Consider the following 25,498-nt stretch of genomic DNA (forward strand, 5'->3'; position numbering starts at 1 on the left):
CTCAGCGCCCCCGCAGAAACAGCTTGTCGAGTTCAGTCATGCTCAGCTGCGTCCAGGTCGGGCGACCATGATTGCACTGACCGCTGCGCTCGGTGATCTCCATATCCCTGAGCAGGGCATTCATCTCCGGAATCGTCAACTGCCGGTTCGCGCGCACGGCACCGTGACAGGCCATGGTCGCCAGCAGTTCGTTGATATGCTGCTCGATGCGCTGACTGCTGCCGTAGGTCAGCATGTCGGAAAGTACATCCCGCACCAGCTGCTCGACATTGCCCTTCGCCAGCGCCACCGGCACCTGGCGGATGACCAGGCTCTCCTCTGCCATGCGCGACAGTTCGAAACCCAGTCGCCGGAATACCGCTTCCTGCTCCTGCGCGCAGTCGGCTTCACGCTGGCTCACCGCCAGGTTGACCGGCACCAGCAGCGGCTGAGAGCGCACCACCTCGGTCTCGTAGGCCTGTTTCATGCGTTCGTAGACAATGCGCTCGTGGGCCGCGTGCATATCCACCAGCACCAGCCCCTGCTCGTTCTGCGCCAGGATGTAGACCCCGTGCAGCTGGGCGATGGCATAACCCAGCGGCGGCGCCTTGTCATCCGCCGCTTCGCGGATGACCGGCGCCGCCGCAGCGAAAGGTACCGCGGCGCCCCGCCCGCCCTGCCAGGCGGCATCAACGCTGCCCGACGGAGCCGCGGGCCGGGAGGGCTGATGCAGGGCCCCGTAGCCGTTGATCTGATCACGCACGGCCGTCGCCGCCGGCGCGCTGTTTCCAAGCGCCATGCGGCCCTGCTCGTAGCGCGGCTCACTGAACGTAGCACCCGGCGACGGGCTCATCGCCGCGGGGGCGGTCTCTCCCGCCGCCGCCTCGGGACGAACATCCGCAATCACGCGGTGCAGCGTACGGAAGATGAAATCGTGCACCAGTCGCCCCTCGCGAAAGCGCACCTCGTGCTTGGTGGGATGCACATTGACGTCGACCAGCTTCGGGTCGAGCTCGAGATAGAGCACGAACGCCGGATGACGACCGTGGAACAGCACGTCCTGATAGGCCTGACGAATGGCGTGCGCCACCAGCTTGTCACGGATAATCCGGCCGTTGACGAAGAAATACTGCAAATCCGCCTGACTGCGGGAAAAGGTCGGCAGGCCTATCCAGCCCCAAAGCCGCAGACCGCTGGCTTCGGCCGCGATATCCAGCGACAGCGACTGGTCGATGAACGCCGGGCCGCATACCGTGGCGATCCGGCGTTCGTGCTCGGCTTCGGTTCGGGCCGGCCGCAGCTGGTGAATCACACGACCGTTGTGGCGCAGCGAGAAAGCGACGTCGGAGCGGCTCAGCGCCAGACGCTTGACCACCTCCTCCAGGTGCTTGAATTCGGTCTGCTCCGTGCGCAGAAACTTGCGACGGGCGGGTGTATTGAAAAACAGATCGCGCACTTCGACGCTGGTGCCCTGCGGATGCGCCGCCGGCGTCACGCTGGTCTCCATATCACGCCCTTCGGTCTGCACCTGCCAGGCATTTTCGGCACCGCTGTGGCGCGAGGTCAGCGTCAGGCGCGATACCGAGCTGATACTGGCCAGCGCCTCGCCGCGAAAGCCAAGACTGCCCACCGCTTCCAGATCTTCCAGCGCCAGTATCTTGGAGGTGGCGTGACGACTGAGCGCCAGCGGCAGATCATCGCGCTCGATACCATCACCGTTATCACGCAAACGGATCAGCTTGATACCGCCCTGTTCGACATCGATTTCGACCTGGGACGCGCCGGAATCCAGGCTGTTTTCCAGCAGTTCCTTGACCACCGATGCGGGACGTTCGACAACCTCGCCGGCCGCGATCTGGTTGGCCAGCCGCGGCGACAGCAGATGAATTCGTGACATAAAAACGCAGCAAAATCCGGGAGTGATTGGAAAGCGCCCCAATGTAACACAGGCGCGCCATCTCTGGCGCGCCTGTGAATGCGGGCAGCGGCTAAGGGTTGACGATCAGCTGGACGGTATCTTCAGCACCTGACCGACACGGATGGTGTCGCCGGAAAGGCCGTTGGCGGCACGCAGCGTCGACAGCGACACACCGTTGCGCACCGCGATCACCGACAGCGTATCGCCCCGCGCCACCTTGTAGGTACGCCCTCCCAGCGACGGCAGTGCCCCGCCGTTCTTGCGGTGGGCGACATGGGTCATCGCCGGCGGCCGCTGCCAGAAGTAGTCCTGAATACCGTCGGCGATCGCCGCCGCCATCTCGCGCTGGTAGCTCTTCGAGCGCAGCTTGCGGGCTTCGTCGGGGTTGGAGATGAAACCGGTTTCGACCAGGATCGACGGAATGCCCGGCGACTTCAGCACCACGAAACCCGCCTGCTCGACGAAGGGCTTGTGCATGCGGGCAAACTTGCCGATATTGCCGTGTACCCGGTCGGCGACCTGACGGCTGCCTTCCTTGCTGTAGGTCATCGACATGTCCAGCAGCACGCCCGCCAGCACCTCGTCCTTGTCGCCGAGGCTGAGCACGCCGCCGATGGCGTCGGCGCTGTTTTCCTTCTGCGCCAGCCAGCGACCGACCTCGCTGGTAGCGCCGCGATCGGAGATGATCCAGACCGAAGCGCCGCGTGCGCGCTTGTCCTTGAAGGCATCGGCATGGATCGAGACGAAGAGGTCGGCGTTATGGCGCCGCGCCAGCTTGGTGCGCCCGCGCAGGCTGACGTAGTAGTCGCCATCACGCACCAGCACCGGCTTGTAGCCCGGCGTTTTTTCCAGACGACGGTACACCTCGCGGGCGATGGACAGCACCACGTCCTTTTCCCGCAGACCGCCGGGTCCGAGGGCGCCGGGGTCCTCGCCGCCGTGACCGGCATCGATCACCACCACGATATCCCGCAGCGCGCCGGTATCGATGGCGGGCAGCGCCTCAGGCTCGGGGCTGAGTTCAACGCTCGCCTGCCTGCCGCCTGCGCCGGTTTCAAGCAGATCCACCACCAGCCTGTGGCCGTACTGGGCGTTGGGTGCCAGTTCGAAACTGCGCTGCTCGATTTTGCGACGCAGATCCAGCACGATTCGCTGCGTGCCGTCGGGCTGCCGCGAATGGCGAATACCGCTGACCGGGCTGTCGTCCAGCCCCAGACCGTCCAGCCTGGCATCGAGACGCGACGAGGCCATATCGACCACCAGCCGATTCGGATTGTCCAGACTGAACACCTTGTGCTTGACCGGACCCGACAGGTCGAACACCAGCCGAGTATGATCAGGCGCGAGCCAGACCCTGACGTTCTGAATCTCGGCCGCCATCGCAGGCTGCCAGCAGAACCACAGCCCCGCCAGCAGACAAAGGATCCCCTTCGCGAAACCGCCCAACGTTCTACTCCCCTTCTCGTACTCCGTCACGACCGGCTCACCGCGGGCAGGCCGGTGAAACACCACCCACCGCGTCAGCTTTCGGCCTGCAACAGGGCGATCATCCGGCGCCCACGCTGCGTCATCGCCTGGCAGCAGATACGCCGGCCTTCACCCTCAACCTGGATCTGAATTGTCAGATCAGGTACCGGCAGCATGCCAGCTCCCCGGGCCGGCCACTCCACCAGGCAGAGCTCCTGTTCAGCAAAATAATCCCGAATCCCGAGATATTCCAGTTCTTCGGGGTCGGCAAGACGATACAGGTCGAAATGATACAGCCGGTTATCCCCGAGTTCATAGGGCTCGACCAGCGTATAGGTCGGACTCTTGACCGCCCCCCGATGCCCATAGGCCCTCAGCACGCCACGACACAGCGTGGTCTTGCCCATGCCGAGGTCGCCTTCCAGAAAAATCACCCCGCGCCCCTCGCAGGCCCGGCCCAGAGCCTCGCCAAACGCCACCATGGCCGTCTCGCCATTGGCGACATGTTCCATTTTATCTGTCATCTCGTTGTATTATCGTCCATCGACGCCGGAAATTAAGGTTTGTTCCCACCGATCACCAGCGGAATCGACGTCAGCAGGTCCGTCGCCAACAGGCCGCGCTCACCGCGCAGCCGAGCCCGGTGATCCGCGGCACTGGCATGCACGAATACCCCCAGGCGCGCCGCATCAACCGCTTTGAGCCGTTGCGCCCAGAGGCCGCCGATCACGCCCGAGAGAACATCACCCATGCCGCCACCGGCCATGCCCGGGTTGCCGGCGGAACAGAGATGCAACGCATCGCCGTCACAGGTGAGCGTGCCCGCCCCCTTGAGCACCGCCACTCCGCCGCAGCGGGCCTGCAGTCGCTGCACCGACTCGAAGCGATCGCTGTTGATGCCGGCAGCGTCGTCGCCGAGCAGCCGCGCCGCCTCCCCCGGATGCGGCGTCAGTATCCAGTTGTCGCGCCGGGCACCGCCCAGCCAGCCCTTGTCATTCAGCAGATTCAGAGCGTCGGCGTCGACCACCATCGGCTTGCCCGTGGCCAGCGCCTGCTGCAGCAGCTGGTCGCCCCAGGCGCCGCGCCCGAGCCCGGGGCCGAGCACCAGGATATCCGGCCGGGTCAGCAAGGGTTCGAGGTCCTGACCGGAGTCCACGCCGCTGACCATCAGCTCCGGCTGTCGCGTCAACGCAGCGGATACGTGCTCCGGCCGGGTGGCCAGCGATACCAGACCGGCGCCGGCCCGCAGTGCAGCCTGCGCCGCCATGATCGCGGCGCCGCCGAAGCCGCGGTCCCCGCCAATGACCATGACATGGCCGAAGTGGCCCTTGTGACTGCTGCGCGGTCTTCTCCCCAGTGCAGCCTCGAGGTCCTCCCCCTGGGTGCGGAAGGCACTGACCGGCACATCCTCGTAGACCGCCTCGGGTACCAGCAGGCCGTCGAACTGGATATCGCCGCAGTAATCCACCGCCTCATGGGTGAAAAGCCCCTGTTTCAGACCGATAAAGGTAACGGTCAGATCGGCCCGCACCGCCACGCCCTGTACAGCGCCGGTATCACTGCACAAGCCAGATGGAATATCCACCGCCAGTACCGGTTGCGGGCTGCGGTTGCACTGCACGATGGCGCGTTCGAACAGCCCCCGGACCGGACCGCCCAGCCCCGTGCCCAGCATCGCATCGATCAGTACTTCACCGCGAAACTCGCAGTCCTGGTCGAAGTATTCCGGCGTCAGGCCCAGACCCTGCGCCCAACGCCAGGCATCCAGTGCCTCGCCGCCGAGCCGGCTCTCGAAACCGGCATCGCCGATGCAGAGCATCTGCACCGACATCCCGTGCTGGTGCGCCAGTCCCGCCACCACGAAGCCGTCGCCGCCATTGTTGCCGCTGCCGCAGAGCACGCTGATCGAGCGCGCCGCCGGCCAGCGGCTCTGTAACGCCGCAAAAGCGGCATGGCCGGCTCGCTGCATCAGTTTGAAGCCGGGCAGTCCGTACTGTTCGATGGCGGTGCGATCGAGCGCGCGACTCTGCTCTGCTGTGTATAATGTCGCCGGCAGTTCCGTTCTCACGACAGGCATAACAATCCCTGGATTGGAGTAGACAGTGAACCGTTAACTGTAAAAGCAGCCGGTGCCGCCGATAACTCGATTCTGTCCACTGTCAACTCGACTCTGTTAACTGATGATTTTCGTCCATTATAGAGGATCGACCCGGCCCAGTCCCTTGCTCTGAGCACCGGCAAGGCCGCCCGCAGATCAACATGAGCACCCTTTCGACACCACAGCTCGAGACCCTCGCCCGCCAGATCAAGGACTGGGCCGCGGAGCTCGGTTTTGCGCAATGCGGTATCGCCGCCACCGACGGTGTCGCCATCGAGGAGGGGCACCTGCGCGAATGGCTTGGACACGGCTATCAGGGCGAGATGAGCTATCTCGAAAACCACATCGACAAGCGTCTGGATCCGGCACTGCTGGTCCCCGGCACCCGCCGCATCATTTCGGTACGCATGGATTACCTGCCGCCCAAGGTCCGCACCCTGGCGGTACTGAAGCAGGCGGACAAGGCCTACATCGCGCGCTATACCCTGGGCCGGGACTACCACAAGACGATGCGCAAGCGTCTGACCCGGCTCGGCAAGCGTATCGAAGCGGCCTGCTCGGAACTGGGCTATCGCGCCTTCGTCGACAGCGCACCCGTGCTGGAGCGGCCACTCGCCCGCGAGGCCGGCATCGGCTGGCAGGGCAAACATACCCTGATCCTCAACCGCGAGGCCGGCTCCTGGTTCCTGCTCGGTGAACTCTTCGTCGACCTGCCGCTGCCGACCGACCCGCCCTTCGGCGAAGACCATTGCGGGCGCTGCAGCGCCTGTCTCGACATCTGCCCCACCAACGCCTTTCCCGCACCCCATGTACTGGATGCCCGTCGCTGCATTTCGTACCTGACCATCGAGTACCGCGGCAGCATCCCCACTGAACTGCGCCCGCTGATGGGCAACCGCGTCTTCGGCTGCGACGACTGCCAGCTGATTTGCCCCTGGAACCGCTTTGCGCGCCGCAGTGACGAGACCGACTTCCAGCCCCGCCACAACCTGGACGACATCGAACTGATCGAGCTCTTCGAGTGGAGCGAGGACGAGTTTCTGCAACGCACCGAGGGCTCGGCGATTCGCCGTACCGGCTTCGACGGCTGGCAACGCAACCTGGCGGTGGCGCTGGGCAACGGCAGCGGCGGCAGGCGCGTGGAGCAGGCGCTTGAAGCCCGGCGGGCAGCGGCGACGGAACTGGTGCGCGAGCATATCGACTGGGCGCTGCAGCGGCTGCGCCGGGGTGACGAAGCCAAGCTGCTGCCGATCCTCGAGCATCCGCGCGCCAAAAAACTGCCCGAATAAGCCCCATAGCCGGCCCGGTACCACCCGTAGGAGCTCACTCCGTGAGCGAACAACCGCGCAGGTTCGACAAGGCGCCATTCGCCCGCGGAGCGGGCTCCTACAGGAGGCACCACACCCTACACCTTACGCCTTTCCCGTCACCCGTCACCCGTCACCCGTCACAGCTTCATGAAATGCTCGCGGTAGTGACGCAGCTCGTCGATCGAGTCGCGGATATCGTCCAGCGCCAGGTGCGAACCCTTTTTCCGGAACCCCGACAACAGCTCCGGTTTCCAGCGCCGCGCCAGCTCCTTAAGGGTACTGACATCGAGGTTGCGATAGTGAAAATAGGCTTCGAGCTCCGGCATGTAACGGTACAGGAAGCGGCGATCCTGGCAGATGCTGTTGCCACACATCGGTGAGGCGCCCTTGTCGACGTGGCGCGCCAGAAATTCGAGCGTGCGCCGCTCGGCTTCGCGGTCGTCGATGCGGCTCTCGCGCACCCGTTGCGTAAGCCCCGACTGGCCGTGCTGACGGGTACACCATTCATCCATGCCGTCGAGGGCCGCGTCGGCCTGATGAACGGCCAGGGACGGACCTTCCTCGATGATATTGAGCTGTGCGTCCGTGACGATGGTGGCGATCTCGATGATCAGGTCGCGGTCCGGATCGAGCCCGGTCATCTCCAGGTCGATCCAGATCAGGTTGGTACTGCGGGCCCTGGCTTCCGCGCCGGCTGTGTCGTTGTCGTTCATTGCCGTCTCCATTGGCGTCCAACAGGCTCCCTTGACGACAGCGACCGGCCACCGGGGCCCGATCCGTGCGCGTCAACGCAGCCTACTAATTTGTGCTTGAATAGAATACCTTAGGTGCCGTCCGAATACCTCAACCCCGGGAGCTCGATGTCCAAGCGTAAACTGACGCGCCGCCAGGCCTGGCGCGTGGAAAAAATTCAGCAGGAGCGCGCCGAGCGTGCCTCACGCCGCGACCAGGCGGTCGACGAGCAGCTCGAGGGCGGCGACCTGGGGCACGAGCAGCACGGTCTGATCATCTCGCACTTCGGACGTCAGGTGGATGTCGAATCGCTCGATGGCGACGAACCCGGCAGCCTGCATCGCTGCCACATGCGCACCAACCTCGGCCAGCTGGTCACCGGCGACCGCGTCATCTGGCGCCCCGCCAGCGAGGGTGGCGTGGTGGTCGCGCAACTGGAGCGTCACTCCGAACTGATGCGCCCCAACCCCCAGGGCGAACTGCGGCCGGTGGCGGCCAATATCGATTTCATCGTCGTCACCGTTGCGGTGGAGCCGACACCCTATGCCAACCTGATCGACCGTTATCTGGTGGCTGCCGAGCTCAGCGGCATCGAACCTGTGATCCTGCTCAACAAGACCGACCTTTTGACCGACGCCAACCGTGACGAGATCCTCGGCATGCTGGACCAGTACCAGCGCATCGGTTACCGGGTCCTGCACGCATCGACCGCCAGCACCCACGGACTGGATGCGCTGAAGCAGCTGCTCAACGACCGTATCAGCGTCTTCGTCGGCCAGTCCGGCGTCGGCAAGTCCTCACTGATCAACGCCCTGCTGCCGGGCGTCGATCTGCGCGTAGGCGAGCTCTCGGCCCAGACCCGCAAGGGGCGGCACACCACCACCACCGCGCGCCTGTTCCATTTCCCGGATGGCGGCGACCTGATCGACTCGCCGGGCATCCGCGAGTTCGGACTCTGGCACCTGGAGCCGGAGCGGCTGATCGAAGGGTTTCGGGAATTCCGGCCCTACCTCGGGCACTGCCGCTTTCGCGACTGCCGTCACGAGCAGGAGCCGGGCTGCGCCATCAAGGCCGCGATCGAGCAGAACGAAATCAGCGCCTCACGTGTCAGAAGCTACCAGCACATCCGCCAGTCGCTGCTGACCGAGAAAAGCCCCCACTGAGCCAGGCACAGGCATGACGGACACCCCAGCACGCCCCTTTCCCGAACTCGCGGACGCCGACGCCTGGGTCGCCTACCTGGCCGGGCGACCGTTGCCAACCCGGCTCTCGAGCCTGGAGCGGCTGCGAAAGGAAACCGAAGCCGACAGCAGCACCCTGATGAGCGTCACCCCGATCGTCAAGTCGGACCCGGTATTGTGCATACTGGTGATTCGCGCCGCCCAGGAACTGCACGCGGCCAAGGGCTCCGACGTCACCGGCATCGACCACGCCATCGGCTCGCTCGGGCTCGATCGCCTCGGCCAGCTGGCGCGGCAGAGCAAGGGATTGCGGCTTCACCCCGCCCGTGTCGCCCACCTGCAGTACTTCCGCGCCATCGCCAACAGTCACCATGCCGCAACGCAGTGCGCCCAGTGGCTGCGTAGCCGCCACGCGACCTACGCCGAGAAGGCCTGGGCCGCGGCCCTGTGCTACGGCATCGGCATCTGGAGTCTCTGGCTGCACGCTCCGCTGCACATGGACCGCATCCAGCGCCGCGTTGCCGACGACGGCCTCGACCCGGTACGGGCGGAGATCGAAACCCTGGGCTGCACCACGCAGCAGATTTCCCTGGGTCTCGCCCGCAGCTGGCAACTGCCGCCGCTGGCGGTCGCAGCGCTGGACCATGACACCTCGCCCTCGCTGCGCACCCTCGACAAGCTGCACCAGCGCACGCTCAGCGAGCCCGGCCTGACGCGGGACGAGCTGAAGGAACTGAGCCACCTGGTCCAGCAGCACTTCTTTCCGGTCAAGCTGGCCAACTGGCTGACGCTGACGCTGAACCGCCAGTGGAGCGGCACCCGGGTGCTGCGCATCTTCGCCATCATCGGCGATTACCTTGACCAGGAACTGCCCGAGACCGCCAGCCAGATCCATCGCAACTGCGCGCTCTCGTCCCAGCTTTACCACGTTCCCGGCACACTCGCCCCGGCTGCCGAAATGCTGATGATGCCGGACAGCACCCTCGCCGCCGAGCACCTGAGTGCGCGCGAGCTGGAACTGTACCGCGGTCGCTTTCCCGAGCCGGCGCCGCTGGAGCGGGACTCGGAAACAGCCGACGACGACACCGGGGTCGCCGATGCCCGGAGCTTCGAGCGGATTACCGGGCGCCTGCGCGACGGGCACGAAATCTACCGCCGCCCGGCCCATATTCTGCAGGCCCTGCTCAAGGGACTCTCCGACGGGCTGGGACTGCCGCGCATCGCGCTGCAACTGGTGCAACACCCTCAACGCACGGTCAGGACCGCCCAGGTCATCGGCATCGACGCCACAGACCCGCTGGCGGGCTTTAGCCTGGAGCTGGACAGTTCGGCGCTGTACCACCAGCTTTGCAATCGCCCGGGGTGCATCTGGATCAACCGCGACACCCGGGAACGCATGCTGCCGCTGCTGCCGGAAGCCTTGCGGGCCGCGCTCGCCGAACGCGACGGCCTGCTGATGTCGGTTTTCATGCGCGACCGCGCCGTTGCCATCGTCTACGCCGATGCCGGCGATAGCGGGCCGCTGTCCGCGCCGCAACGCGATCGTTTTCGCGAACTCTGCGACGGCGCCAGCGAGGCCCTGCAACGGATGCTCAAGGCAGCGCCCGATCCCGGCACCGGCGCGGCCCGCTAAGGACGACACCGGATCTAACCCTGCTTCATCAACAGGTTACGGTTTCATCGACGGGATAGTATTATCGCCTGTTCCTGTATTTAACGGAGGCTCCGATGACTCAGCTCCCGCTCGTGATCGAGGCGGCCGAACTGGCCCGCCACCTGGACGATCCGTCCCTGCTGATTCTCGATCTGTCCAGGGCCGACAGCTATCGTCAGGCCCATGTTCCCCATGCCGTCCACCTGGACCCGGCGCGACTGCTGTGCGGCCAGGGGCCGGTACCGAACAAGCTGCCCAGCGCCGAGCAGCTCAGCGCGCTGTTTTCCGAGCTGGGCCTTGGTCCCGAACGCCATGTCGTCGTCTACGACGACCAGATGGGTCCGCTGGCCGGACGCATGATCTGGACCCTGCACTGCGTCGGCCACCAGCGCTGCTCGTTCCTCGACGGCCAGCTGCCGGCGTGGCAGCAGGCAGGGCTGCCGCTTGAAGCGGGCATCAATACCCCAACACCCAGCCATTTCGAGGCCCGGCCGGACCCGCGCTACCTGGCCGACGTCGACTACATCCTCGAACACCTGAACAGCCCCGGCGTGAAAATCTGGGACGCCCGCGGCCTCGACGAGTACCGCGGCGAGAAAGTCGTCAACGCCAAAAAGGGCGGCCATATCCCCGGCGCCGTCTGGTACGAGTGGACCGACACCCTGATCGGTTCCGGCGACAGCCGCCTGCGACCGGCCGGGGAATTGCTGGCGGAACTCGCGTCCCGCGGCCTGACGCCGGAACAGGAGATCATTACTCACTGTCAGACGCATCGACGCTCCGGCTTAACCTACCTGGTGGCGCGCCATCTCGGGTTCGAGCGTGTACGCTGTTACGACGGCTCCTGGTTCGAGTGGGGAAACCGCGACGACACCCCGGTGGAAACCTGATTCAGCCTGCAAAAGGATCAATACGCCTTGAAAGACAAGCTTTTCATATTGCTTCAGCAACTGGCGCCACAGCACTGTCTGTCCCGCCTGGTGGGACGACTGGCAGAGTGCCGTGACCCCTGGGTCAAGAACACCTTCATCCGCTGGTTCGCCAAACGCTACGGCGTCGACATGCAGGAGGCGGAGATCGAGGAGCTGCGGGCCTACGAGAACTTCAACGCCTTCTTCACCCGTAAACTGAAGCCGGACGCCCGCCCACTGGCATCCTCTCCGGACAGCATTCTGAGCCCGGCGGACGGCGCCATCAGCCAGCTTGGCGATATCGAACACGGCCGCATCTTTCAGGCCAAGGGGCGTGGCTATGGCCTCAGCACCCTGCTCGGCGGCGACATCGACCTTGCCGAACCCTTTAAAAACGGCAAGTTCGCCACCATCTATCTATCACCGAAGGACTATCACCGGGTGCACATGCCGGTGGACGGCAAGCTGCGCGAAACCATCTACGTGCCGGGCGACCTCTACTCGGTCAACCAGACCACCGCCGCCAACGTCGATCAGCTGTTCGCCCGCAACGAGCGCCTGGTAGCCATCTTCGATACCGAATACGGTCCGATGGCGATGGTACTGGTCGGCGCGATGATCGTCGCCGGTATCGAAACCGTCTGGGCGGGACAGGTGGCACCGGTGCCGCGTCAGCCGGTACGCCACCGCTTCGATGCCCGTCCTGACCAGGATATCCGGCTGTCGCGCGGCGAGGAAATGGGGCGCTTCAAGCTCGGTTCCACGGTAATCCTGCTGTTCGGTCCCGATGTTATGCGCTGGAGCGAATCGCTCGGCGCCGAAAGCCCGCTGCGGCAGGGGGAAGCCATGGGCACCCGCCTGCCCGCTGCGGCACACGAAGAGAATCCGAAAGATGAGTGACTGGCTGGACAAAGTACAGGCGCTGGGCGCGACCCTGAATGACGAGGGTACCCGCGTGATCGGCGTCGACGACCGCGAGTCGGAAACCCGGGTGACCCCGCTGCTGCACCTGGGGCTGATGAGCATCACAGGCCCCGATGCGGAAAAGTTCCTGCAGGGTCAGATCAGCTGCGACATGCAGGATGTCAGCGCGCTCGGCAGCCGCCTCGGCGCGCACTGCAATATCAAAGGCCATATGCACAGCCTGTTCCGCCTGATGCGGGTGCAGGACGGTTTCTGGCTGCGTTGCCAGCGTGATCTGCTGTCGGGATCGGCGGCGCTGTTGCAGAAATACATGATCTTCTCCAAGGCCGAGGCGAAGGACCTGCGCGACGACATCGTCGGTCTCGGCTGCAGCGGCCCCGGCGCCGCAGTACTGGTCGAGAAGGTACTGGGACAGGTGCCGAGCGAAGTCGACGGCACCTACGCCAGCGAAGGCATGCTGGCGGTCCGGGTGCCGGGCAAGCGCTTCGAAATCTGGCTGCCGCGTGAAGACGCGCTGAAGAAGCTGCCGGAGCTGGTCGAGTTCGCGCCGCTGGGCACCAGCGACGACTGGGAACTCGGCGAGATCCGCGCCGGCGTGCCGGACCTGCGCCCGGAAACCGTCGAGACCTTCATTCCGCAGATGACCAACCTGCAGGCGCTGCACGGCGTCAGCTTCACCAAGGGCTGCTACACCGGGCAGGAGATCGTTACCCGGCTGCAGCACCGCGGCCAGCTCAAGCGCCCCATGTACCGCGCCAGGGTCGCCGCCGATACCGCTCCTATGCCAGGCACTGCCCTGCACAGCGCGGACAAGGAAAATATCGGCCAGGTGGTGATCGCCGCCCCGGCGGGCGACGGCGAGTTCGAACTGCTGGCGGTAATCGTCAAGGACCTGGCGGAAACCACGCCGGTGCTGCTTGGCAGCCAGCGCGGTCCGGCGCTGGAAATCCTCGACCTGCCCTACCAGCTGGACCCGGAGCTGTTCCAGAGCAAGCGGTAAGCCTTGTGACTGGTGACTGGTGAGTGGTGAGTGGTGGGGAGCATCTGCCGGTGATGCGCACCGCGTGAGGCGTAAGGCGTAAGGCGTAGAGATACTGAAAATCGTGGGCGGTGCCTCGCCGCAAATCCATCCGGCACAATGCCATACCCGCTTCGCCCACGGAGTGGGCTCCTACAGCCTGGCTTGTGTAGGAGCTCGCTCCGCGAGCGAATAACCGCCATGCCAGCACAATTCGCAGCGGGGAAGCGCCCTTCGGCTACGCGGCTCACGGACAGTAGCCCCGCCCCAAACTCACGGGCCCATCCCCGCCACGAACCATCCCGACACAAAAAAACCGGCGTTCCAATGCCGGTTTTTTTTGCGACCAAGACGACTTCCTGATGACTCAGGCTTCGATCAGAACCTGCTGGAAGAAGCGGCTGAGACCGGCATGATCATCCAGCGGCAGCACCTCGGCGACGTACTGGTCGGGACGCACGATGACGATACAGCCCTTCTCCTTGTCGATGCCACGCATGTCGTAGATATTCTTGCCGCCGCCGGAGGATTCCGGACGGTTATCGACACAGAACACCTTCTCGTAGTCACGCAGACCGAACTTGCCTTTCTGCGGAGCCAGAACCGGGTGGATGTCGGACGTCTCGACCGACTGGTGGTGCGGCTGGAAAACGGCACGCACATCGATCACGGCGTCGGGATCCGCACCGGCGGGGGTGTACTTCTTCAGCGGTGAATTGACATCGTTCTGTAGGAACGCGCACAGCGCCCTGACGCCGCACTGATCCGACATCGGCGTCGCATTGCCGGCAAAGGCGAAGATACGGTAGGCGCCGTCGGCGACGATGCAGTGACCGAGCTGCATCGGCTTGGCGTCGGCCTGACGCACCACCGGCGCCGAGTGGAAACGCTTGCCGACGGTCAAGCCCTTCGCCAGATCCTGGTGCTCGCCCTTACCCACCACGCTCGAGGGACGGTACTGGATCGAAACGCCGGCGGTGTACTGCCCGAACAGCTGGAAGTAGCGCTGGAACTCGGCCGGATCGACTCCGTCCGGGTTTTCCGCCGACTTCGGCTTGGCACTGAACATGGCCGAGAACTCGCGATCGAAGTCGATCAGCGCCTGCCCGTACTCGCGCCGCTCGGCCGAGTAGGTTTCCAGCAACTCAGGCGCGGCACGGCCGGTCAGTACATGCGCCAGCTTCCAGCCCAGGTTCCAGGTATCCATCACCGAGGTATTGAGGCCCTGACCCGCCTTCGGGCTATGGGTGTGGCAGGCATCCCCGGCCAGGAAGACACGGGCCGGGCGCCCTTCGGCGGAATCATCGAAGGCCGTGGTGATACGCTGTCCGATTTCGTACACGCTCCACCAGGCCACCTGCTTCACGTCGATGGAGTACGGCTTGAGTATACGGTTGGCGCCGGCCACCAGCACCTGTGGCGTCATCTGGTCGCGGGCGACGCGCTCGTTTTCCCTGAGCTTGTCGAGCTCGATGTACAGACGCACCATGTAGCCACCCTCGCGCGGGATGATCAGCATGTTGCCTTCGTTGTTGGAGTGAATCAGCGCCTTCAGGCGGATATCCGGAAAGTCCGTGTTCAGCAGCACGTCCATCACGCCCCAGGCCTGGTTCAGCGCATCACCCACCAGCTCCTGGCCGATCGCCTTGCGCACGCTGGAACGGGCACCGTCACAGCCCACCACGTACCTGGCCTTGACGGTTTCGACTTCCTGCGTGTACTGCGAGTAGTTCACCAGCCGCTCGAAGCGTACGGTCACGGGGTACTCCCCGCCCTCGGGGTCTACTTCAAGACCGAGCATCCTGCGCTGGTAGTGCGGCTCGATCTTGCCCGGACCCTGGCGCATCACATCCAGAAACATATCGTGAACACGCGCCTGATTGATGATCAGGTGCGGCATCTCGGACAGATCGTCCGCCACGTCCTGCACCTTGCCGCTGCGCGCGATCTGGTTGGGCTTGTCGGCGTCCGGTTTCCAGAAAGCCGCTTCGTTCACCTGGTAGGCTTCCTGAATGATCTGATCGGCGAAGCCGTACGCCTGGAACATTTCAACGGTACGACAGGCGATACCGTCCGCCTGCCCCACCAGCAGACGGTCATCCTTCTGGTCGACGATAGCGACCCTGATGTCACGGAACCTAGACAGCTGTGCCGCCAGGTTCAGGCCCGCCGGGCCACAACCGACGATCAGCACATCGACTTCGGCCGGCAGCGGGCGCTTGAGCGGCGGCGCGATCACGCGATCCTGGGGATCGGAAAAACGCGGGTCGCCGGGGTAGAAACCATCGATATGAAACTGCATGGGGTCGGCCTCTCTTGATGTTGCTCGATGGCGCCACTTTATCCAAACTCAAATATAAGGAAAAATGAGTTTTTAATTTAAGACTAAAAGAAAACGCATACATGAATCCCAACCTGTTGAAACAACTGGCGATCATCGTGAAGCAGGGATCGCTCAGTCGCGCCTCGGAGCAGCTGTTCGTGACTCAGCCGACCCTGAGCCGCAGCGTGCAGCAACTGGAGGCGAAGGTCGGCGCGCCACTTCTCAAGCGGACACGCTACGGGGTGGCGCCGACGGAAATCGGCGCGCGCCTGGCACAGATCGGCGAGCGAATTCTCGCCGACTCCGAACACGGCGAGGAGGTGATACGGCAGTGGCACAGCGGCTATCACAGCGAGTTCGCGATCGGCATCGACCCGCTGTGGGAGTTCGCCGCCTTTCGTGAAATGACCGCAAACTTTCTGTCGGAATCTCGCTACGTGTTCCATTTCCGCACCGGATCGGCGGCGGCGCAGATACGCCTTATGCAGGAAGAAAAGCTGGACTTTCTGCTGGCCCCGGCGCACCTCTCCGTCGCCCAGGGTACGCTGGACCGCGAACTGCTGTTCCGTGACCGCTCGGGGATTTTCGCCGGCAGGCGTTCGAAACTGGCCGGCGCAGGAAAGCCGATACCGCGGGACGTGCTGGAGCAGCAGAGCTGGATGATCGCCGGCGCCAGCGCCGGCTTTCTGGACGGTCAGGGCGAGCTGGCAGGCCCCTCAGCGGCACGTATCGCCTTTACCGGCAGCATCCGCTCGGTACTGCATCTGCTCGACACCAGCGATATGCTGGTGCGTCTGCCAGCGCGACTGGCGCTGATGACAGGGGAAATTGCCCCCGAACAGCTGATCGAAACCGAAGGACAGCAGGGCCCGCGACGCGATATTGCGCTCTGGTCCCGGAGCGAAAACGGCGAGCGCCCGGAGATACTCCGGGTACGGGAACTGGTCAGCGACTTCGTCACCCGACTTGACCGCGAAGCGCCAACCTTTGGACTGGAGTTGTGATCGTTAAAAAATCCATGCCAGCATCAGCCAGATAACGACGAAAAAAGAGCCGAAACCCGCCAGCATGAACTGGATCTCGCCGATAAAGCCGTCTCCGGCGGCAATGGCGAATACCAGCATCAGCGCCACCGTGACGAAAAAGGAGATCACGGCCGCATTCTTGAGCCCGAGCCCCGGCTCGAGACTGGTTTCGACGATCTGCGCCAGCTGCGGCAACAGCAGCAACGCTGCCGCTCCGAGCACCACCAGCAGCACCACAATCGCCAGCAGCGCCAACCGAGCCTGACGCTTGTCCCTCGAATCCGGGGTTCCCGACATCTTGCTACCTCCCGAGAGCGATCAGGCCGCTTCCTGCCCCTGCTTGATAAGTTCGCGCAGCCGGTGCGGGTCCGGCAGGCCGGCCACTTCCACCTCGGCATCGTCACCGGCGGTAAAAATGGCGATCTTGCCGACACCGAAAATGCGGTTGAAGAACGACTGATAGACGTTGACCGTACGAACCCCCGAGAGCGACAGCTCGGTGCGGTCCTTGCTTAGCAGCCCGCGCTCGACAACCAGCTCGCGATCGGTCACCTCCAGCAACGTCGACTTGCACTTGAGGTACCAGATCAGCAGGATGATGATGCCGATACCCACCGGTATCAGCAGAATCGACAGTAAAAATCCCAGCGGATTGTTTTTGAACATTGCCGGATGTTCGGAGTATTTCGTATCCATTAGCCAAGTATTCCCTATTACCAGTTCAGAGTCCGCCAACGCCGGCGACAGCCGGCAGAGGGGACGCGGTGCCCCTGAGTCATCCCCGGGCCAGGGATTCGCCGTTCAGTTCACTGACCTGATCGTTCAGCGTCCAGTAGTCGTAGATGACGCCGATCAGGAAAAGACCGCCGGTGAGCAGGTACAGCAGGCCGCTGAGCCACTTGCCCATGTAAAAGCGGTGCACGCCAAAAATACCGAGGAAGGTCAGCAGAATCCAGGCGATATTGTAATCGGTGGGACCTGGCCGAAAGCTGAACTCGGCGTCCCGGTCCATCGCCGGGATCAGGAACAGATCGACGATCCAGCCAATCAGAAAAAGCCCCAGCGTGAAGAAGTAAATTGTCCCGCTGACCGGGCGCCCGTAGTAAAAGCGGTGCGCGCCCATGAATCCGAAGATCCAGAGCAGATACCCTATAATTTTGCTGTGTCCGTTCATCGGCATTCATTTCTCCATGTTATGAATAGATTGTTTAAGGCTGATCGCAGATTAGCCTGTATTCCGGGGCCAAAAGTAGGATGGGTGGAGCCGCATTGGCACAGTGTTTAACGCTTTCAGCGACGTTGACGCGGCGCAACCCATCTGAGCCGGCTGCCGAACCGACGTCCAAGATGGGTTGCACGACGCCCGGGCTGCATCGGTGTCGGATACGCCGTACCGAAGCGTCGCCCCACCCATCCTACGATTTACGTGCTTCCCGCCGGAGCACGATGAACCTTATTTTAAAGCCCGTAACGCTCGATCTTCTTCAATAATCCCTGACGCGACAGCCCCAGCGCCGCGGCAGCCCGGGTCCGGTTGTCCTCGTGTTGCGCCAGCGCGCGCCGGATCAGACGAATTTCCAGCGCCCGCACCTGCTCCTCCAGCGGGGCATCGGAGAGGGCGCCGTCGTCCTGGTCAGCGCCGCCCTGGGCACCGGGGTGCAGCAACGCGACGTCGTCCAGCGTTACCCGGCCGCCCCGGCTCAGGGCACAGATGCTTTCCAGGCTGTTGCGCAGCTCCCTGACGTTGCCGGGCCAGCCACGCCGCAGCACCCAGTCGAGCACCTCCGGTTCGAGGTGCAACGATGGCTGACCACTTTCCTGCGCCAGTTGCGCAATGAAATGCCGCACCAGCAACGGAATGTCCTCGGGTCTTTCACACAGCGGCCGGGTTTCGATCGTGACGCCCTTGATCCGGTAGTAGAGATCCTCGCGAAACTCGCCACGGGCGACCATATCCGGCAGGTTCGCATTGGTGGCCGAGACCACCCGCACATTGATCTGCTGCAGACTGCGCCCGCCGACCGGGTAAAAGCTGCCCTCCTGCAGCACCCGCAGCAGTTTGACCTGCATCGGCAGCGGCATTTCGCCGATTTCGTCGAGAAACAGGGTGCCGCCGTCCGCCAGCTTCAGCAAGCCGTCCCGGTCGCGGTCGGCGCCGGTAAAGGCGCCCTTGACGTACCCGAACAGCTCGCTCTCGAGCAGGTCCGCCGGGATGGCACCGCAGTGCACCGAGATAAAAGGCCCCTCGGCGCGCAGACTGAGGTCGTGCAGCGCGCGGGAAATCACCTCCTTGCCGGTACCCGAGGGCCCCATCACCAGCACCCGGGCATCGGTCGGCGCGATCCGCTCCACCAGCGCACGCACCCCGGTCATCGACGGCGAAACGCCGATCAGCCGGTCCAGCGGCGTGCCGCTCCCCTGCCCCTTGCGCAACTGCTGCAGTTCGCGGCTCAGCTGATGCTTGGTTACGGCCCGCTTGACCACCACCGCCAGCATATCCGGATCCAGCGGTTTGGCGATGAAGTCCCAGGCGCCCTGCTGCATGGCCTGCAGGGCCAGCTCACGGTCCGCGTGACCGGTGAGAATGATCACCGGCCGACTGGCGAATTCGGGCACCGCCTGCAACGTGCGGGCGGGATCGAAGTGCGGCGGCAACGACAGGTCCAGCAGCAGCAGGTCGGGGTCGAAGGGCCCCAGCAGAGCTCTCGCCTCGTCGAGGCTGGCGCCACCGCGCACTTCGTAACCGGCGCTGGTCAGCCACTGCTCGCACAGCGAGCGGAACGCCGGCTCGTCGTCGATCAGCAGAATTCTCGGCGGATTCATGGTTTCACCTCTTCAGGAAAACTGAGCTCGAAAGTCACCGGCCACCCCAGATCGGTACGCAGCCGGACATCGCCACCATGCGCATCCATAATCCGCCGCACGATTGCCAGCCCCAGCCCGCTGCCGCCGGCGCGGCGACTGACGAATGGCTGGAACAGACTGTCGTGCAGCGAGGGATCGATTGCCGGCCCGTTGTTGTGAATGCGGACACGGCGACCGCACTCGTCCGTATCGATGCGTATCCGGCTCCCCGGGTTGTTGCGCACGAATCCCAGAGCATTGTCGATCAGGTTGGTAAACACCTGCTGCAACCGGTGCGGATCGGCGTGCAGCCACAATCCGGGCGGCACCGCGGTTTCGAATTCGGTCTGCTGCCAGTCGAAGAGCGGCCTCAGACTGTCCAGCATCGCCGCAAGCTGCACCGGCTGCGGCTGCGGTTCGATACGACCGGAATAGAGCAGCAGATCGGAGATCTGCCGGTCCGCCCGCTTGAGCTGCGCCTGGATCAGCGCGCGGCGGTCGCTGGGCAGGTCCGCGGTCGCCATCGAAATGACGTTGAGCGGATTGCGCAGCTCGTGCGCCATCACCGCCGACAGGCTGCCCAGCTCCACCAGATGCTCGCTCGCCAGGCGACGGCGTTCCGCTTCGGCCAGCTGCAGCGACCGTTCCAGCAGCCCGCAACTGGTCGCCAGCAGCGACCCGAAAACCTCTCCGGTGAGGCGCTGGCCGGGCTTGACGTCTTCCCAGCCTTCAAGCCGGAAACGCCAGCCGCTGGCCCGGTGTTGACAGAGAATATGCAGGCCGTTGCGGGCAATGACCGGCATGGGGTCACCCTCCCGCTGCAGCAGAATTCGCACCGGCTGCCCGACCTGCTGACCGATCAGGTCCGCCGCCATGCGTTCCAGCGCATCCCAGCCGGCGGCCGACTTGAGGCGGTTGAGCCAGCGCTCGAGCAGCGCCTCGTTAAGGTCGACGCCGGGGTAGATCAGCTGGTCTGAAAGCTCATTGAGGGGGCGCTTGAGCAGCAATGCCACGGCCAGCGCGACCAGGCTGCAGAGCCACAGCTGCCACACCGGCACCGCGGCCAGCGATCCCGCCCCCAGCGCCGCGCTCAGGGCCCGTATCAGCGCCACCACCCCCAGCAGCACCAGCATCAGCACCAACCAGGGCAAGGCCCCCTTGGCGAAGGCGTTTGCCTCGAGAATCTGGTAGCGCACCACACCGTAGACCAGCAGCACCACGTAGCTTGGCATCAGCAGCATCGGGTACGGATACCAGTCGATACCAATGGACGGAAAGATGAAGCTCGAGGCCAGCAGCAGCCCCCAGCCCCCGGCTGCGAACATCGCCACGATCGACCGGCGCAGGTTGCCCTTGTGGACGCTCAGACCCCAGACCAGCACCAGGTGCGCGATCACGCCTATCACCACGGTATAGGCAACGTTGAACCAGCCCAGGCCCTGGAACACGAAAAACGCCTCGAAGGGTCCCAGCGCGACCGTGCGCCCCCCGGTGCCGAGCCAGCTCAGCACGACGATGATGCTGCTCACCACGTAAATGAGGCTGATATGCCGGCTCAGCCACTCCAGCCAGGGCGGTGCGCTCGCCCGTCCCGGATAGACGAAACGGGTGGCGAAGTGCAGAAAGAAGGTCGGCATCAGCGGGTTGGCCAGTATCAGCAGAATACCGAGTCGGTGCCAGCCCTGCAGGATGGCGATATGACCGCCGCACCAGAGCGCCATCATGACACCGAAGCCGCTCAGTGCCTGCAGGCTGCGCCGGCGCCGGGCCTGCTGCCAGAGCCAGCCGGACACCACCAGCGCGCAGATGCTGGTGACCAGCATCATCAGTTCGAACGCAATCATCGGCACAACCGTCAACTTCGTTTACACACCGGACAGCATTACTGTCCACCTTGTTTACACTCTGCGCAGTTTTTCACAGCGCCTTGACCGAAATCAAGGCGTCTGACGGGGATTTTATATCTGGCACGCATCCTGCATTAACTAGGAAAAACTTTAACAGGAAACCCAACCATGAACCTGTCCATCCTGCTTTCGGAATTCGTAATGCTGGCATCGGTACTCGCTATCGCCTATTCGCCGGCACTGATCCAGAAACTGCGTCAGCGCTGAGGCCACCACCATGGAACTGGATGCAGCCCTGCTGTCCCGGGTGCAGTTCGCGCTCACGGTCAGCTTCCATATTCTCTTCCCCTCGGTGACCATCGGTCTTGCGACCTTTATCGCCGTCTGGGAAGGCCTCTGGCTCAAGACCCGCAACCCGGTCTATCTGCAGCTGGCGAAGTTCTGGATCAAGCCCTTCGCCATCACCTTCGGCATGGGCGTGGTCTCCGGAATCGTGCTGTCGTACGAGTTCGGCACCAACTTCTCCGAGTTCTCGCGCATCACGGGCCCGGTACTCGGCCCCCTGATGGCCTACGAGGTGCTGACCGCCTTCTTCCTCGAAGCCGGCTTCCTCGGCGTCATGCTGTTCGGCTGGCAGCGGGTCAGCGAGAAGCTACACTTCTTCGCCACCGTGGTGGTGGCGCTGGGAACCTGGCTGTCCGCGTTCTGGATCATCGTCGCCAACTCCTGGATGCAGACTCCGGCCGGCTACGAGGTCGTCGACGGCGTCTACCAGGTCGCCAGCTGGAGCGAGGTGATCTTCAACCCGTCGATGCCGTACCGCCTTGCACACATGCTGCTGGCGACACTGCTGACCGCGACGTTCCTGATCGCCGGTATCTGCGCCTGGTACCTGCTCAGGCAGCGTCATCAGCCGATGGCGCGCAAGGGACTGTCGATGGCGCTCTGGGCGGCACTGGCACTGGCACCGCTGCAGGCGCTGGTAGGCGACTTCCACGGTCTCAACGTCAAGGAACACCAGCCGATCAAGGTCGCGGCGATGGAAGGCATCTGGCCGGAAACCGAAAAAGGCGCCCCGCTGCTGGTGTTTGCCATTCCGGACATGGAAAACGAAACCAACCACTTCGAAATCGGCATCCCGCACCTGGCCAGTCTGATCCTGGCCCACGAGTTCAATGGCGAACTGCAGGGCCTGAAATCGGTCGCGCCCGAAGACCGTCCGCCGGTACCGGTCGTCTTCTTCAGCTTCCGGATCATGGTCGGCATCGGCGTACTGATGATCGCGCTGGCGTTCTACGCTTACTGGCTGCGGCGCAAAGACAGGATGTTCACCGACCGGCGGCTGCTGCGGGCCTGCGTCGCGCTGACACCGGCCGGCGTCATCGCCACCGTCTCCGGCTGGTACGTGGTCGAGGTCGGCCGCCAGCCCTGGCTGGTCAACGGCCTGATCCGTACGGTGGATGTGGTGTCGCCACTGCCGGCCGAACGTGTGCTGTTCTCGCTGACGCTGTTCGCAGTCACCTACAGCCTGCTGCTGTGCGTCTACCTCTACTTCATGGCCAAACTGATCCGCAAGGGGGCGCCCGACGCCTCGACCCTGAAGGATCAGGTCTTCGGAACCCAAACGCCCGGCTACGCCAAGGCCTGGGTCAAACGCTTCGAACAGCTTGAGAAGGCACACTGATGGAACTGGCATTCTTTTATTTTCTGCTGCTGGGCTTCGCCATCCTGATGTACGTGGTACTCGATGGCTTCGACCTTGGCATCGGCATCCTCTATCCCTGGTTCGAGCAGGAGCAGCAGCGCGACCAGATGATGCGCTCGATCTCCCACGTCTGGGACGGCAACGAGACCTGGCTGGTGTTCGGTGGTGTCATACTGTTCGGCGCCTTCCCGGCCGCCTATAGCGCGATCCTCTCGACACTCTACGTGCCGATCATGATCATGCTGATCGCACTGATCTTTCGTGGCGTCGCTTTCGAGTATCGCTTCAAGGCGCACCGCTCCAAGGTCTGGTGGGACCGCGCCTTCGCGATCGGCTCCACCGTCGCGGCCTTCTGTCAGGGCCTGATGCTGGGCGCGGTGGTGCAGGGTGTACCCGCAGACGCCATCGAGGCTTCGAGTCTGAACTGGTTGTCGCCGTTCGCCATCCTGACCGCTTTCTCGGTCATGGTCGGCTACGCCCTTCTTGCCTGCTGCTACCTGCACATGAAAAGCCGCGGCGCCATCCGTTTTCGGGCCGCCAAGCTCGGACGCGTGCTGGTCGTGGCGGTCATGGTGGCCATGTTCCTGGTGAGTGTCTGGACCCTGGCCGCAGAGCCCGAGATCCGCGCGCGCTGGTTCAGCGGCTACAACCTGCTGCTGCTCAGCCCGCTGCCGCTGATGAGCCTCTGGGTAGGGCAGAGACTGCTGCGCGATCTCGGACGGCACCGCAACGAACAGCTTTCGTTTTTCCTCGCCGCAGCACTGTTCGTCCTCGGATTGGCCGGTCTGGTGGTGGGACTATTCCCCTATCTGGTACCGCGCCAGCTGACGATCTGGCAGGCCCAGGCACCGGCTTCCAGCCTAGAATTCATGCTGCCCGGTGTGCTGATTTTCGTACCGCTGATCTGCGCCTACACCCTCTGGGGCTATCGCATCTTCAGCGGTAAGGTGGAAGACTTCGAGGAGGGCTACTGATGGCTCCAGAACGCAACTGGCGCAACTTCGCCCTTCTCTACGGCACCGGCCTCGGCGGCCTGCTGCTGGTGACCAGCGTGCTCAAGCTGCTGTTCACCGCCATCGCCGTCTGACCTGATTCGGCGCCCCCAACCGGGGGCGTCCATTCGAGCACCCAGCCGGCCCCGGGACCTCACCCACTCGGGGCCGGCACCCTTCCCCCGTCGCTGTAGCGCTGTCATCCGCTAGCGAAATCGCTATAATTCTTTATTCGTGATAACAGCATGGCCGGAGCCCGACGACCGGCTGCCCCCGTTTGCCCGGACCGTCCGGGAGCCGCACCGACACGAGAGACAGGACGAGATGGCCAGTAGTTACTCCACCCGCAAAAAACCCTCGATGAAGCGGCGCTCGCTGCATGAGGAGATCGCCGAGCACCTGCGGTCGATGATTATCGAAGGAGAGCTGCCGGAAGGCGAGCGCATCGATGAAAGCGCCCTCTGCGAACTGCTGGAGATATCCCGGACGCCACTGCGCGAAGCCCTGAAGGTATTGCATTCGGAAGGCCTCGTGACCATCGAGCCGAACCGGGGCGCACGGGTATCGACATTGACGGCGGAGGAGTTTGCCGAATTGTTCGAACTGATCAGCGGCCTCGAGCGGATGGCCGCGGAGCTTGCCGCCGAACGCGCTTCCGATGCCGAACTGAAAAAGCTGGCGCAGATGCAGCAGCGGATGGAGAAGCATTTCGGCAGCGGCGACCGCCACCACTACTTCCAGATCAATCAGGACATCCACCGCATGATCGTGGAGATGGCCGGCAACGAAACCCTCGCGGCACTGCACGAGCAGTTGCTGATGCGCGCCAGTCGCGGCCGTTACATGGCCATCGGCACCGAACATCGCTGGGAGGAATCGGTGCAGGAGCATCAGGCCCTGCTCGAGGCCCTGCAGGCCCACGACAGCGACAGAGCCGGCGCCATCCTGCGCGAGCATGTGCGCCACACCGGCGACTCCGCCGTCGAAGCCCTGAAGGTCGGTAAGACAGTTAACAGATCGTAGGTTGGGTGGAGCGGCGCAGCCGCGCAACCCAACAACCGCTCTGCCAGCCGACAGCCATCGATCTGCACTACGATCGATATGGCGGGTTACGCGATGCGCGCCCTCGTAGGTTGGGTGCAGCGGCGCAGCCGCGGAACCCAACAACCGCTCTGCCAACCGGCAGCCATCGATCTGCACTACGATCGATATGGCGGGTTACGCGATGCGCGCCCTCGTAGGTTGGGTGCAGCGGCGCAGCCGCGCAACCCAACAACCGCTCTGCCAGCCGGCAGCCATCGATCTGCACTACGATCGATAAGGCGGGTTGCGCGATGCGCGTCCTCGTAGGTTGGGTGGAGCGGCGCAGCCGCGGAACCCAACAACCGCTCTGCCAGCCGACAGCCATCGATCTGCACTACGATCGATATGGCGGGTTACGCGATGCGCGCCCTCGTAGGTTGGGTGGAGCGGCGCAGCCGCGCAACCCAACAACCGCTCTGCCAGCGGCAGCCATCGATCTGCACTACGATCGATATGGCGGGTTACGGCGCCTTTCAAGTCCGCGGAA

General features: G+C 64.0%; 21 protein-coding genes. 10 read left to right on the forward strand and 11 right to left on the reverse strand.

Annotation, left to right across the window (positions count from 1 at the left end; translation table 11 throughout):
* Position 1 precedes the first annotated feature (1 nt).
* The 4 genes from mutL to IEX85_RS17945 form a co-directional block, all read right to left on the reverse strand.
* Positions 2–1,876 carry a DNA mismatch repair endonuclease MutL gene (mutL, locus tag IEX85_RS17930; protein ID WP_188862000.1) on the reverse strand — a complete coding sequence of 625 codons (1,875 nt, stop codon included), beginning with the start codon at positions 1,874–1,876 and terminating at the stop codon, positions 2–4.
* 105 nt (positions 1,877–1,981) lie between these two features.
* A complete protein-coding gene (locus IEX85_RS17935) occupies positions 1,982–3,277 on the reverse strand; it encodes an N-acetylmuramoyl-L-alanine amidase (protein ID WP_188862144.1) in 1,296 nt (431 codons plus the stop codon).
* Positions 3,278–3,417: 140 nt separating this feature from the next.
* Positions 3,418–3,888 carry a tRNA (adenosine(37)-N6)-threonylcarbamoyltransferase complex ATPase subunit type 1 TsaE gene (gene tsaE, locus IEX85_RS17940; protein WP_188862001.1) on the reverse strand — a complete coding sequence of 157 codons (471 nt, stop codon included), beginning with the start codon at positions 3,886–3,888 and terminating at the stop codon, positions 3,418–3,420.
* Positions 3,889–3,920: 32 nt separating this feature from the next.
* Positions 3,921–5,441, reverse strand: a complete 1,521-nt coding sequence (locus IEX85_RS17945) for an NAD(P)H-hydrate dehydratase (protein ID WP_188862002.1) — start codon at positions 5,439–5,441, stop codon at positions 3,921–3,923.
* 182 nt (positions 5,442–5,623) lie between these two features.
* Here IEX85_RS17945 and queG point away from each other — a divergent pair, with 182 nt between their 5' ends.
* Entirely contained in the window at positions 5,624–6,751 is a 1,128-nt protein-coding gene (gene queG, locus IEX85_RS17950) for a tRNA epoxyqueuosine(34) reductase QueG (protein ID WP_188862003.1), read from the forward strand.
* 158 nt (positions 6,752–6,909) lie between these two features.
* Here the strand turns inward: queG and orn are convergent, their stop codons facing one another.
* On the reverse strand, positions 6,910–7,485 hold the full coding sequence (gene orn, locus IEX85_RS17955; protein WP_188862004.1) for an oligoribonuclease: 576 nt from the start codon (positions 7,483–7,485) through the stop codon (positions 6,910–6,912).
* 147 nt (positions 7,486–7,632) lie between these two features.
* On the opposite strand from orn, the gene rsgA reads away from it, so the two are divergent.
* From rsgA to ygfZ, 5 genes are all read left to right on the forward strand, one after another.
* The gene (rsgA, locus tag IEX85_RS17960) at positions 7,633–8,667 is read left to right on the forward strand and encodes a small ribosomal subunit biogenesis GTPase RsgA (protein WP_188862005.1); all 1,035 of its coding nucleotides are present in this window, start codon (positions 7,633–7,635) and stop codon (positions 8,665–8,667) included.
* Between the two features lie 13 nt (positions 8,668–8,680).
* Positions 8,681–10,318 (forward strand): HDOD domain-containing protein, encoded by a 1,638-nt coding sequence (locus tag IEX85_RS17965; protein ID WP_188862006.1) that lies wholly within the window; start codon positions 8,681–8,683, stop codon positions 10,316–10,318.
* Between the two features lie 95 nt (positions 10,319–10,413).
* Positions 10,414–11,229 (forward strand): sulfurtransferase, encoded by an 816-nt coding sequence (locus IEX85_RS17970; protein WP_188862007.1) that lies wholly within the window; start codon positions 10,414–10,416, stop codon positions 11,227–11,229.
* Between the two features lie 27 nt (positions 11,230–11,256).
* Positions 11,257–12,150, forward strand: a complete 894-nt coding sequence (asd, locus tag IEX85_RS17975) for an archaetidylserine decarboxylase (RefSeq protein WP_188862008.1) — start codon at positions 11,257–11,259, stop codon at positions 12,148–12,150.
* Positions 12,143–13,174, forward strand: coding sequence for a CAF17-like 4Fe-4S cluster assembly/insertion protein YgfZ (gene ygfZ, locus IEX85_RS17980; protein ID WP_188862009.1), 1,032 nt, complete (start codon positions 12,143–12,145; stop codon positions 13,172–13,174). The genes asd and ygfZ overlap by 8 nt, the downstream gene beginning before the upstream one ends.
* A 385-nt stretch (positions 13,175–13,559) precedes the next feature.
* Here ygfZ and IEX85_RS17985 read toward each other — a convergent pair whose 3' ends face one another.
* The gene (locus tag IEX85_RS17985) at positions 13,560–15,494 is read right to left on the reverse strand and encodes an FAD-binding monooxygenase (protein ID WP_188862010.1); all 1,935 of its coding nucleotides are present in this window, start codon (positions 15,492–15,494) and stop codon (positions 13,560–13,562) included.
* Between the two features lie 101 nt (positions 15,495–15,595).
* On the opposite strand from IEX85_RS17985, the gene IEX85_RS17990 reads away from it, so the two are divergent.
* A complete protein-coding gene (locus tag IEX85_RS17990) occupies positions 15,596–16,519 on the forward strand; it encodes a LysR family transcriptional regulator (RefSeq protein WP_188862011.1) in 924 nt (307 codons plus the stop codon).
* Between the two features lie 3 nt (positions 16,520–16,522).
* Here IEX85_RS17990 and IEX85_RS17995 read toward each other — a convergent pair whose 3' ends face one another.
* The 5 genes from IEX85_RS17995 to IEX85_RS18015 form a co-directional block, all read right to left on the reverse strand.
* Complete coding sequence (locus tag IEX85_RS17995) at positions 16,523–16,837, reverse strand: hypothetical protein (protein ID WP_188862012.1); 315 nt, start codon at positions 16,835–16,837, stop codon at positions 16,523–16,525.
* 21 nt (positions 16,838–16,858) lie between these two features.
* Positions 16,859–17,236, reverse strand: a complete 378-nt coding sequence (locus tag IEX85_RS18000; protein ID WP_188862013.1) for a PH domain-containing protein — start codon at positions 17,234–17,236, stop codon at positions 16,859–16,861.
* A 79-nt stretch (positions 17,237–17,315) separates the two neighbouring features.
* Positions 17,316–17,720, reverse strand: a complete 405-nt coding sequence (locus tag IEX85_RS18005; RefSeq protein ID WP_188862014.1) for an NINE protein — start codon at positions 17,718–17,720, stop codon at positions 17,316–17,318.
* Between the two features lie 278 nt (positions 17,721–17,998).
* Complete coding sequence (locus tag IEX85_RS18010) at positions 17,999–19,363, reverse strand: sigma-54-dependent transcriptional regulator (protein WP_188862015.1); 1,365 nt, start codon at positions 19,361–19,363, stop codon at positions 17,999–18,001.
* Positions 19,360–21,228, reverse strand: a complete 1,869-nt coding sequence (locus IEX85_RS18015) for a sensor histidine kinase (protein ID WP_229721999.1) — start codon at positions 21,226–21,228, stop codon at positions 19,360–19,362. Before IEX85_RS18015 ends, IEX85_RS18010 begins: the two co-directional genes overlap by 4 nt.
* A 280-nt stretch (positions 21,229–21,508) precedes the next feature.
* Here IEX85_RS18015 and IEX85_RS18020 point away from each other — a divergent pair, with 280 nt between their 5' ends.
* The 3 genes from IEX85_RS18020 to IEX85_RS18030 all read left to right on the forward strand — a co-directional run bounded on the left by IEX85_RS18020 (position 21,509) and on the right by IEX85_RS18030 (position 24,951).
* Positions 21,509–22,915 carry a cytochrome ubiquinol oxidase subunit I gene (locus IEX85_RS18020; RefSeq protein ID WP_188862016.1) on the forward strand — a complete coding sequence of 469 codons (1,407 nt, stop codon included), beginning with the start codon at positions 21,509–21,511 and terminating at the stop codon, positions 22,913–22,915.
* Complete coding sequence (cydB, locus tag IEX85_RS18025; RefSeq protein WP_188862017.1) at positions 22,915–23,910, forward strand: cytochrome d ubiquinol oxidase subunit II; 996 nt, start codon at positions 22,915–22,917, stop codon at positions 23,908–23,910. Before IEX85_RS18020 ends, cydB begins: the two co-directional genes overlap by 1 nt.
* A gap of 342 nt (positions 23,911–24,252) precedes the next feature.
* Positions 24,253–24,951: a GntR family transcriptional regulator gene (locus tag IEX85_RS18030; RefSeq protein WP_188862018.1), complete on the forward strand. Its 699-nt coding sequence runs from the start codon at positions 24,253–24,255 to the stop codon at positions 24,949–24,951.
* The last annotated feature ends 547 nt before the right edge of the window (positions 24,952–25,498 follow it).

Origin of the sequence: Marinobacterium nitratireducens (genome assembly GCF_014645375.1) — a bacterium.
GTDB lineage: Bacteria > Pseudomonadota > Gammaproteobacteria > Pseudomonadales > Balneatricaceae > Marinobacterium_A > Marinobacterium_A nitratireducens.

Excerpts from the sequence above, each read along its gene's own strand:
- mutL (WP_188862000.1), bottom strand. The coding sequence starts at position 1,876 with ATGTCACGAATTCATCTGCTGTCGCCGCGGCTGGCCAACCAGATCGCG.
- IEX85_RS17935 (WP_188862144.1), bottom strand. The coding sequence starts at position 3,277 with ATGGCGGCCGAGATTCAGAACGTCAGGGTCTGGCTCGCGCCTGATCAT.
- tsaE (WP_188862001.1), bottom strand. The coding sequence starts at position 3,888 with ATGACAGATAAAATGGAACATGTCGCCAATGGCGAGACGGCCATGGTG.
- IEX85_RS17945 (WP_188862002.1), bottom strand. The coding sequence starts at position 5,441 with ATGCCTGTCGTGAGAACGGAACTGCCGGCGACATTATACACAGCAGAG.
- queG (WP_188862003.1), top strand. The coding sequence starts at position 5,624 with ATGAGCACCCTTTCGACACCACAGCTCGAGACCCTCGCCCGCCAGATC.
- orn (WP_188862004.1), bottom strand. The coding sequence starts at position 7,485 with ATGAACGACAACGACACAGCCGGCGCGGAAGCCAGGGCCCGCAGTACC.
- rsgA (WP_188862005.1), top strand. The coding sequence starts at position 7,633 with ATGTCCAAGCGTAAACTGACGCGCCGCCAGGCCTGGCGCGTGGAAAAA.
- IEX85_RS17965 (WP_188862006.1), top strand. The coding sequence starts at position 8,681 with ATGACGGACACCCCAGCACGCCCCTTTCCCGAACTCGCGGACGCCGAC.
- IEX85_RS17970 (WP_188862007.1), top strand. The coding sequence starts at position 10,414 with ATGACTCAGCTCCCGCTCGTGATCGAGGCGGCCGAACTGGCCCGCCAC.
- ygfZ (WP_188862009.1), top strand. The coding sequence starts at position 12,143 with ATGAGTGACTGGCTGGACAAAGTACAGGCGCTGGGCGCGACCCTGAAT.
- IEX85_RS17985 (WP_188862010.1), bottom strand. The coding sequence starts at position 15,494 with ATGCAGTTTCATATCGATGGTTTCTACCCCGGCGACCCGCGTTTTTCC.
- IEX85_RS17990 (WP_188862011.1), top strand. The coding sequence starts at position 15,596 with ATGAATCCCAACCTGTTGAAACAACTGGCGATCATCGTGAAGCAGGGA.
- IEX85_RS17995 (WP_188862012.1), bottom strand. The coding sequence starts at position 16,837 with ATGTCGGGAACCCCGGATTCGAGGGACAAGCGTCAGGCTCGGTTGGCG.
- IEX85_RS18000 (WP_188862013.1), bottom strand. The coding sequence starts at position 17,236 with ATGGATACGAAATACTCCGAACATCCGGCAATGTTCAAAAACAATCCG.
- IEX85_RS18005 (WP_188862014.1), bottom strand. The coding sequence starts at position 17,720 with ATGCCGATGAACGGACACAGCAAAATTATAGGGTATCTGCTCTGGATC.
- IEX85_RS18010 (WP_188862015.1), bottom strand. The coding sequence starts at position 19,363 with ATGAATCCGCCGAGAATTCTGCTGATCGACGACGAGCCGGCGTTCCGC.
- IEX85_RS18015 (WP_229721999.1), bottom strand. The coding sequence starts at position 21,228 with ATGATTGCGTTCGAACTGATGATGCTGGTCACCAGCATCTGCGCGCTG.
- IEX85_RS18020 (WP_188862016.1), top strand. The coding sequence starts at position 21,509 with ATGGAACTGGATGCAGCCCTGCTGTCCCGGGTGCAGTTCGCGCTCACG.
- cydB (WP_188862017.1), top strand. The coding sequence starts at position 22,915 with ATGGAACTGGCATTCTTTTATTTTCTGCTGCTGGGCTTCGCCATCCTG.
- IEX85_RS18030 (WP_188862018.1), top strand. The coding sequence starts at position 24,253 with ATGGCCAGTAGTTACTCCACCCGCAAAAAACCCTCGATGAAGCGGCGC.